Annotated in this window: 9 protein-coding genes; 3 read left to right on the forward strand and 6 right to left on the reverse strand. The window is 72.2% G+C overall.

What is annotated here, in order from left to right; all coding sequences use genetic code 11:
- Together ACFV61_RS12475 and ACFV61_RS12480 are read right to left on the reverse strand one after the other, a co-directional pair.
- The coding region (locus ACFV61_RS12475) for a globin domain-containing protein (RefSeq protein ID WP_380491506.1) at nucleotides 1-864 on the reverse strand (864 nt) is incomplete at its 3' end.
- Between the two features lie 116 nt (nucleotides 865-980).
- A complete protein-coding gene (locus ACFV61_RS12480; protein ID WP_380491508.1) occupies nucleotides 981-1,877 on the reverse strand; it encodes a helix-turn-helix domain-containing protein in 897 nt (298 codons plus the stop codon).
- Between the two features lie 158 nt (nucleotides 1,878-2,035).
- Between ACFV61_RS12480 and ACFV61_RS12485 the strand changes: the two genes are divergently transcribed.
- Nucleotides 2,036-3,130 (forward strand): NAD(P)-dependent alcohol dehydrogenase, encoded by a 1,095-nt coding sequence (locus ACFV61_RS12485; RefSeq protein ID WP_380491510.1) that lies wholly within the window; start codon nucleotides 2,036-2,038, stop codon nucleotides 3,128-3,130.
- 17 nt (nucleotides 3,131-3,147) lie between these two features.
- Here the strand turns inward: ACFV61_RS12485 and ACFV61_RS12490 are convergent, their stop codons facing one another.
- From ACFV61_RS12490 to ACFV61_RS12500, 3 genes are all read right to left on the reverse strand, one after another.
- Nucleotides 3,148-3,477 (reverse strand): DUF4389 domain-containing protein, encoded by a 330-nt coding sequence (locus tag ACFV61_RS12490; protein ID WP_380491512.1) that lies wholly within the window; start codon nucleotides 3,475-3,477, stop codon nucleotides 3,148-3,150.
- 710 nt (nucleotides 3,478-4,187) lie between these two features.
- Nucleotides 4,188-4,514: a DUF6299 family protein gene (locus ACFV61_RS12495; protein ID WP_380342185.1), complete on the reverse strand. Its 327-nt coding sequence runs from the start codon at nucleotides 4,512-4,514 to the stop codon at nucleotides 4,188-4,190.
- A 402-nt stretch (nucleotides 4,515-4,916) separates the two neighbouring features.
- Entirely contained in the window at nucleotides 4,917-5,879 is a 963-nt protein-coding gene (locus tag ACFV61_RS12500; protein ID WP_380491514.1) for a zinc-dependent alcohol dehydrogenase family protein, read from the reverse strand.
- Between the two features lie 167 nt (nucleotides 5,880-6,046).
- Between ACFV61_RS12500 and ACFV61_RS12505 the strand changes: the two genes are divergently transcribed.
- On the forward strand, nucleotides 6,047-6,691 hold the full coding sequence (locus ACFV61_RS12505; protein ID WP_380491516.1) for a TetR/AcrR family transcriptional regulator: 645 nt from the start codon (nucleotides 6,047-6,049) through the stop codon (nucleotides 6,689-6,691).
- A 744-nt stretch (nucleotides 6,692-7,435) separates the two neighbouring features.
- Nucleotides 7,436-7,786 carry a hypothetical protein gene (locus ACFV61_RS12510; protein ID WP_159398603.1) on the forward strand — a complete coding sequence of 117 codons (351 nt, stop codon included), beginning with the start codon at nucleotides 7,436-7,438 and terminating at the stop codon, nucleotides 7,784-7,786.
- 333 nt (nucleotides 7,787-8,119) lie between these two features.
- Here ACFV61_RS12510 and ACFV61_RS12515 read toward each other — a convergent pair.
- On the reverse strand, nucleotides 8,120-8,727 hold a 608-nt coding region (locus ACFV61_RS12515), incomplete at its 5' end, for a hypothetical protein (protein ID WP_380491518.1).

Raw genomic sequence — 8,727 nt, forward strand, 5'->3', positions numbered from 1 at the left:
CCGGTCGCCGACGGCGGTGCGTTCGACGAGGGCCGCGCTGACCCCGTCCGGCCCGGTGCGCCGGACGTGGAACTCCAACTCGTTGTCGGTGCGCGGCGCGCAGCCCATCGAGTACTGCCGCCAGGTGTGCGGGAGCGTCGGGTGCTCGACCGTGCCGTACTGTCCGGCCCGGTACGGGTAGGGCCCGCCGGTGCGCACGCGCAGGACGGCGAGGTCGGGGCGGCGGCGCTCGTGGCCGGTCACCACGGCGTGCCAGTACGGGGGTTCGGTGAGCGCGGAGTCGGCGCCGGCGGTCATCGCCGCGACGGCGAAGCGCAGCATCCGGACCCAGGCCGCTTCCATCTCCTCGGTCCACCGGTCGCCCGCCCGGTGCCGGATCGCCGCGCACAGGGCCTCCTCGAAGGCCTCGTAGTGGACCGGCCGGACGCCCAGTTTGCGGTGGTCGCGCCCGAGTTGGCGCAGGGTCGCGGCCAGTTCGGCCGGGTGGTGGAGGTGGTCCACCAGGTGGCGGAGGATCCGTTCCAGGTGGGCCTGCTGGAACTCCATCGAGGCGGGGAAGAGCGGGCGCAGGTAGGGGCGGCGGCGGAACATCACCGCGTAGAGGTGGTCGATCAGTTCGGAGAGCGGGTCGAGCAGGCCGAGGTCGCGCCGGATCAGCCGTTGGTCGGCGGCGCCGTCGTAGCCGTCGTAGTCATCGGCGCCCCCGGAGCCGCCGTACTGGTCGGCGCCGGCCGGGTCGGGCCCGAAGGGCGAGGCGGGGATGAGGAGTTGGCGCCGGAGACGCATCGCGTGGTGGCGGGCGATCAGCCGGTCGTACTCGGCGGTGGTGCCGCTGGTGGTGTTTCCGCTGGTGGTGGTGTCCATGACCCGCCCAGTCAATCGCCGCCCGGTTACCGGCGAGAAGGGCCGATGGCCCCGATCGGACCCGGGACCATCGACCCCTTGACGGGAGGGCCTGGCCGGAAGGCCTACCAGGGGCGCTACCGGACGGGATCGACCGGGGTCGCCTGGGTCGCCTCGACGGGCTCGGGGTGGAACTCGGTGGCCGCCCAACTGGCCAGCAGGCGCAGGGACTCGGCGGAGCTGGAGCCGGGCTCGGCGTGGTAGGTGACGAGCACCTGGTCGACGTCCCCGGCCGGGCGCAGCGTCTCGTACTGGAGGTTCAGCCGGCCGACCACCGGGTGGTGCAGCCGCTTGGTGCCGTGGCCCTTGTCCTGGATGCTGTGGGCGGCCCAGAGGCGGCGGAAGTCGGCGCTCTTGAGGGAGAGTTCGCCGATCAGCGAGGCGAGCCTGGGGTCGTCCGGATCCCGCCCGGCGTCCAGCCGCAGCATGCCGACGACGTCGGTGGCCTTGCCGTCCCAGTCCTCGTAGAGCTCGCGGGAGGCCGGGTCGAGGAAGAGCTGCCAGGCCATGTTGCGCTGCTCGGGCGGCATCGCGGCGAAGTCGCCGAGCAGGGCGGTGCCGAGCCGGTTCCAGCCGATGATGTCCAGGCGCCGGCCGAGGACGTACGCGGGCACGCACTCCATCGCGTCCAGGAGCTGCTGGAGCGCGGGCCGGACCCGCTGCGGGCGGGCGGCGGCCCGGCCGGGGCGGCGGCGGGCGGGCCTGGTGAGCCGGCCGAGGTGCTCGCGCTCGGCGGGGCTGAGCCGCAGCACGCGGGCGATGGCGTCCAGGACGGCGGCGGAGACGCTCTCGCCGTGGCCCTGTTCGAGCCGGGTGTAGTAGGCGGTGCTGACTCCGGCGAGCAGGGCCAGCTCCTCGCGGCGCAGGCCGGGCACCCGCCGCCGGGTGGTGCTGTCCGGCAGGCCCACGTCCTCGGGCCGCAGCCGGGCGCGGCGGGATCGGAGGAACTCGCTGAGTTCGGTGCGCTGGTCCATGCCTGCAGTATGCGGGGGATCCGGGCCGCAGGGGCGGGGGCAAGGGTGATACTGCCGTGCGTACGTTCCGCGGTCGTACGTCCGGGGTCCCTACGCGTGGCCTGCGTACGAAGAGCTCTGGTCTGGCTGGTCGCACCGCACCGGCGCAGGCTGGAAGCATGACGAACTCGACGAACGCAACGACGACGAGCACCACCGAGGGCACCACCCGCACGGTCGCCGCCTACGCCGCGGCGCGGCCCGACTCCCCGCTGGAGAAGACCACCGTCACCCGCCGGGCGGTGGGCGAGCACGACATCGTGATCGACATCAAGTTCTGCGGCATCTGCCACTCCGACATCCACCAGGTCGGCGAGGACTGGGGCACCGGCATCTTCCCGATGGTCCCGGGCCACGAGATCGCCGGCGTGGTCACCGAGGTCGGCCCGGGCGTCACCCGCTGGCAGGCCGGCGACCGGGTCGGCGTGGGCTGCATCGTCGACTCCTGCCGGGAGTGCGACAACTGCCGGGCCGGCCTCCAGCAGTACTGCACCGGCCAGGGCGGCACCGTCTTCACCTACAACAGCGTCGGCCACGACGGCCTGCCGACCCACGGCGGCTACTCCTCGAAGCTGGTCGTCGACGAGGCGTACGCGCTGCGCATCCCCGACAACCTGCCGCTGGACGCCGCCGCGCCGCTGCTGTGCGCCGGCATCACGCTGTACTCGCCGCTCGCGCACTGGGGTGCCGGGCCGGGCAAGAAGGTCGCGATCGTGGGCCTCGGCGGGCTCGGCCACATGGGCGTGAAGCTCGCCCACGCCATGGGCGCGGAGGTCACCGTGCTCAGCCAGTCGCTGCGCAAGCGCGAGGACGGGCTGAAGCTCGGCGCCGACCACTACCGGGCCACCTCCGACCCGGCCACCTTCACCGAGCTCGCGGGCACCTTCGACCTGATCGTCAACACGGTCTCCGCCGACCTCGACCTGAGCGCCTACCTCGGCCTGCTGCGCACCGACGGCACCATGGTGCAGGTCGGCGCGCCGGAGAAGCCGGTCACGGTGAACGCGCACGCGCTGCTCTCCGGCCGCCGTTCGCTGGCCGGCTCGATGATCGGCGGGCTGCCGGCCACCCAGGAGATGCTGGACTTCTGCGGCGAGCACGGCATCACCGCGGAGATCGAGCTGATCCGCGCCGAGCAGATCAACGAGGCCTACCAGCGGGTGCTGGCCGGCGACGTCCGGTTCCGCTTCGTGATCGACGCCGCGACGATCTGACCGTCCCGATCTGGCCGTCACGGCCTGACCCCGCACTCCCCCGTGCCCCGACGCCCCGCCCCCCGGGGCTCACCCCAATCCCCCGGGCGGGGGCCGCCGGGGGGCCCCGGGGCCCAGCCCCCGCCGCGCCGCCCCCGCCCGCCCCCGCCGAGGTCCAGCGGACGGGTGGCCGACGCCGGGCCCTCCGGTTCGCTGCCCGGCTCCTCGCCGAACATGCCCTTGGGGTAGGCCGACGAAAGCATCGTCAGGTAGGCGGTGTAGCGCATCCGGTAGCGCAGGACCGCGACCGTCGCCTCGTACAGCGGCTGCGGCATCCGGCCGAGGGCCAGGACCACGAGCCAGACCACGAACGGCGCCGTCCACCAGCCCGCGTACGCCAGGCGCCAGGCCCTGCACGGTCGAGGCCGGGATCACCAGGACGATGCGGAAGTCAAGCGCCCCGGGCCGCAGCCGACTCAGCCCGTCCTCCGCCATGACGAGACCGGCGCTGGCGGCGACGTCGAGCGCGTGCTCGCAGTACGCCGCCGGTGTCCTCGGCTGGTCCGGGCGCAGCGCGGCGAGTTCGGTTCCGGACGGAAGCGTGGTGACGGCGGCGCGGCGTCCGGCGGCGGTGGGGCACCACAGGGTGCGGCCGTCCGGCCGGGGGCAGCGGATACCCGCCGATACGCTGGTGGCCGGGTACCCCACGCCGACGAGCGCGGGGGACCCGGCCATTGCCGCGGGGCGCAGCCCAGGGTGTCGACGGTGCGGATCGGCTGGGCGCTGCCGGCGCTGGTGGCCTCGGCCATCGCCCGGGTCTGCCCGTCGGTCGTCTCCGGGAGGCGGTCGGCGGCGACCACGGCCGGGACGGACTCGGCCATTGTCCTGGCGGCTCCCCGGAAGACGAGCGGATCGGGGCGGCTGGGCGAGGCGTTTCGGGCCGGGCTCGTGGGACTCCGCGGAGAACGGGTCCTGCCTGCCGATGTCCGCCCTCCGCGCGCCGGTGCTCCCCCACCAGGTCGTCCGCGGTCACGTCACGACGAGCACGAGTCCGTCCCGCGTGCCGCCTGGCCCTGCGTCACTGCGCAGCAGCCTGCAGATCGACGCTCTTCCGATCGACCGCGAGCGTGACAATGCGCGGGAAGCCATTGCTCCCTGTTTCCCACCGCTGCAAGCGCGTGGTGACCTCGGCCTGACCGACCCTCACAAGAGGCCCCGGGTTGGGCCTGCCATGGTTGACCCACACGTGTTCGGCACCGTCACAGATGACAGATGTGCTGATGGCGACCCTGTCCCCCACCGAGCTGTTGACGACGGCGTAGGAAGAAGGCCCTGAGCAGCGGTAGGTGCCCGAGAGGGTCACAACCGCCTCGCTGTCGACCGTACCGGTGGAGTTGAGGGACACCGTCCCGGTGAAGTCGGCGGGTGCCGTCCCCGAGACGGCCGCCTGGGCCGGGGAAGCGGCCCAGAACCCCGAGAGCAGCGTGATGGATACGACTGTGGACAGAGCAGCAGAAGCAGAGCGACGCAACGAACTTCCCCTCACCGAACGATCATTGACTTGTCTAGACCTGTTGCCGGGACCGTAGCACCCAGCCCGGAACCACCCGACACGAACTCATAACTCTTCACCCACAGGCCATCCAGGCCGGGACACAACACGGCGGCACACCCCGAACACCCGGACGGAAACGCCCGGGTACGGCCGACCCCGCACACCAGCCCCTCAACGGGAGTCACCCGCCGGCGCGGACCAGGTCGGCCTTGCTGCGGTAGTGCGGCGCCGCGAACACCGTTCCTGCCCGGCTCAGGGCGCCAGCACGACCCTGCCGAATACCTTGCCCGCGTCCATTGCTCGGTGAGCCAGCACCGCCTGGTCCAGCGGCAGCACCTCGTGCACGACCGTGCGCAGGTCCCCGTGCGCGGCATCATCGAACTGGGACGACCGCACCGCCTGCCGGTCGGAGCCGGGCACGGTGTCGGAGCTGAAGGTGGCGAACGACAGCGACTTGCGGAAGGCGTCCATCAGCCGCATGCCGAAGTCCGCCGGCGGCTGCCCGCCGACCACGCCGACAGCCACATACCTCCCGTTCGGGTTCAACCGGTCCAGGAACAGGGAAAGCTGAGGACCCCCCACGACATCGATCACCACGTCGAAACCCGACGGTGCGTCCGAGCCGCCCTCGCCGGAGCGGTCGAGGACATGGGTCGCGCCCAGGTCCCGCAGGCGGGTGCCACGCTCCGCCGATGAGGTGGTGACCGCCACCGCACCCGCACCGCCCTTGGCTGCAAGCTGGACCGCCGTGATCCCGATGCTGCCCGCCGCACCGCGCACGAGCACCGTCTCGCCGGGCGCGAAACGAGCGCGGTCCAGGGCGAAGTGGGCGACCACACCGGAACCGCCGAGAGTCACCGCATCCGCGCCGGTCAGACCGTCAGGCAGCAGAAGGACGTCCTCGACCGAGGCGACGGCCTGCTCGGCATACCCACCGGACAGGCCGGTGAACGCCCACACCCGCCGCCCCATCCACGAAGCGTCCACGCCCTCTCCCACCGCGGTGACGCTACCCGCCACCTCGCTGCCCAGGAGATGGCCCTCCCGGAAGCCGTACGCGGCGAGCGTTCCCCGGCGGATCACGGCGTCCACGCCGCCTACCCCGATGGCCTCCGTGGTGATCCGCACCTGCCCCGGGGCAGGGACGGGCACGGGCAAGTCGACGACCTCCAGACCGTCAGGATTTCCGAACTCCCTGATCACGACGGCTTTCATCTCTGCTCCTTAGGCCGGTGAACGAACGGGCCACAACTGCTGCGACCGTGAGCGGCGAACCCAGCTCCCCAGCCCGAGGCACCACCAGCAGGGTGCCGGGACGGGGCGGCGTCACCGCCATCGGACCGTAACGGACGCCCCCGTCCAATTGGCTAAAGTGAGAGGCCATGACCGACCGTTTGCCTCACATCGCGCGCTCCGACGCCCGCGACAACCGGGCCCGCATCCTGGACGCCGCCCGCGCGGTGTTCAGCGAGGAGGGCCTGAATGCGCCCATGCGCGAGGTCGCCCGGCAGGCAGGCGTCGGCCCCGCCACGCTGTACCGGCACTTCCCGACCAAGCAGGCACTGATCGTGGAGACCTTCGCCGAGCAGCGGCGAGCCTGCCACGCCACCGTCCGCGACGCCCTCGCAGACCCGGACCCGTGGCACGGATTCCGGAGCCTGGTCGAGCACATCTGCGAACTCCACGCACACAGCCGGGGATTCGCCGACGCCTTCATGACAGCCTTCCCCGAAGCCATGGACTTCGCCGCCGACCGAGAGCGGACCTCGCGCGGGGTTGCCGAACTGACCCGCCGCGCCCAGGACACCGGCCAGCTCCACCCCGGCTTCGTCGTCGACGACCTGATCCTCATGCTCATGGCCCACCGGGGCCTCCAAGACGCGCCGCGTGCCGCCCGGCTCACGTCCTCTCGCCGCTTCGCTGCCTACGTGATCGAGGCGTTCCGCGCCGCACCGGAGGCGGGAGCGCCTACACCGCTGCCGCCAGCACCACGCCTGCGGCTCGCATGCTCGCCCAGCACGCAGTAGACCCGCCACGACGAGGTCCGTCATGGGGAGCGGCCGGGCGGCACCGCGAAGGTGTCGTCATGCCGCAGGCTCTGCCCACCGCGCCGAGGTGCCGAATCCCGCCATCACCCGGACGGCGTAGCACGAGGGGTTCTCACCAGCCCCTGACCTGCGGCAACACCCGAAACTCACCGGATCCGAGGCGAAACTCACCAGCGGCCCGGGACGAGATTCACCGCCCTCGCCGCCCAGTCGTTTCAGGTGAAGTTCCACAAGCGTGGCGCCCCGGGCCGCTGCGCCCCGGGAAGCCTCCTGCGTGACGGCTGCTCGCCCGAAGTGGCCGCGCCCCGTCACGGAGAACCCCCATGAACCTCGCCCCGCGCTCCGCTGCGCTCGTAGCCGCCGCCCTGTCCGTCGCTGCACTGGCCGGTCCGGCTCCCGCCGCAGCCGGCCCCACCCCCATCGCTTCGCAGCCCCCGGCCGGCCGGTACCTCAACCTGCACCAGTGCGTCTACAACAGCCCGCTCGGGGCGAGCAACTTCGACCTCATGACAACCCTGGTCCCGAGCCTGGACGGGCGGTTCAGGGCCGGAACGGACGTCTCCGACACCCCCGGTCCCCGCCGCCGCCTGCGGCCCCGGGGACGGGCGCTACGAGCCCAACGTCTACACGGCCGCCGAACCCTACGACCTGACGTCCGGGCACTACCTGAACCTGCACCAGTGCATCTTCTGGAGCGACTTCGACCAGGACCACCTCACCTCGGTGGTGGGAACCACCGAGGTCAAGTTCGTCGCCGGCACCAACATCTCCAACTCCCCTGACACCACCGTCAGCTGCGGCGGCGGAGGCACCGACCACCCCATCCCCCTGCTGTCGAGCGCCACAGCCCTGGACCTGACCGCCGGGCGGTACCTGAACCTGCACCAGTGCATGTACTACTTCGACGGTTACCGCGACCACCTCACGACCTTCGCCCCGAGCGGAGACGGACGCTTCAAGGCCGGGACGAACATCTCCAACACCCCCGACACCAAGCCCTCCTGCGGCCCCGGCGACGGGCGGTACCAGCTGATCCCGGTGCTCTCGGGCGTCAAGGCCCTCCTCATGCACTGAGGACCGCCGCGCAACAGCCGGCCCCGCACTCACGAGGGCGCGGGGCCGTGGTGGCCGATCGCCGGGCCCAGGGCCGGCAAGCGGGCTCGTGCCAGGTGGTCCGGACGCTCCTTCCGGCCCGGATCACGGGTGTTCTCACGGGTCAGCGGTGTAACCCGGTGGGAGCCGGCCGATTCCCAGGGGCGGGACGTCGCCCGGGAAACCGGCCACGCCCACACCCCGCAACTCCAGGATCTCCTTGGTGCACGAGCGGGACGGGCGACGCCCTTCGCGTCCAACGGCAGGACGTCGAGCGCGTCGTTCCCCTCCGCCCCCAGGATGGGTGACGTGGCGTCAGATACGTGGTTGGGGCGGGGCGAGGGGAGGGCGGGTGAAGACGGGGTCCTTCGGGTCGTCGACGATCTGCTTGACGCGGGCGGAAGCATCGAGAACGGCCCTGGCGGCCTCCAGCAGGTCCGTCATAGAGGTGAGGAAGGTGTCGGTGTCGGCGCGGTCGACGGCCTCGGTGCAGCTCGGGCCGGCGGCGAGGGCAGTTGTGCCGAACCGGTGCCACGATGCCTGCGCGGTCGGGTCCGGGACCTGGAAATAGTAGGGCTCCCAGCTGGCGACGTTCCGCAGGTCCGCGCAGAGCGGGCGCACTGTGGCCAGCAGGGCGGGGGTGACGTCGATGCGTCGGTCGTGCTGGGCCTCGGTGAGGGCCTTCAGCAGCGCGGTGTTGTCGGCCATCGCGTGTTCGAGCAGGTATCGGCCGCCGACGCGGTACCAGGCGCGGACCTGGCGGCGGCGCATGTCCGGCGTCACCGCGAGCGTCGGCAGCCCCATCGACTGCTGGAACGCGGCCTGCGTGGCGGGCGTCACCGTCTCTGCGGGCGTCAGGAGTTGGTCGTGGATGTCGGCGACGACGAGGACGGTCGCGGTGGCGAGTGCCACGGCGCAGGTGC

Origin of the sequence: Kitasatospora sp. NPDC059817 (genome assembly GCF_042731835.1) — a bacterium.
In the GTDB taxonomy this organism is placed as follows: Bacteria; Actinomycetota; Actinomycetes; order Streptomycetales; family Streptomycetaceae; genus Kitasatospora.

Bases quoted from the DNA above. Each gene is read 5' to 3' on its own strand.
- ACFV61_RS12480 (WP_380491508.1), bottom strand. From the start codon at position 1,877: ATGGACCAGCGCACCGAACTCAGCGAGTTCCTCCGATCCCGCCGCGCC.
- ACFV61_RS12485 (WP_380491510.1), top strand. From the start codon at position 2,036: ATGACGAACTCGACGAACGCAACGACGACGAGCACCACCGAGGGCACC.
- ACFV61_RS12500 (WP_380491514.1), bottom strand. From the start codon at position 5,879: ATGAAAGCCGTCGTGATCAGGGAGTTCGGAAATCCTGACGGTCTGGAG.
- ACFV61_RS12505 (WP_380491516.1), top strand. From the start codon at position 6,047: ATGACCGACCGTTTGCCTCACATCGCGCGCTCCGACGCCCGCGACAAC.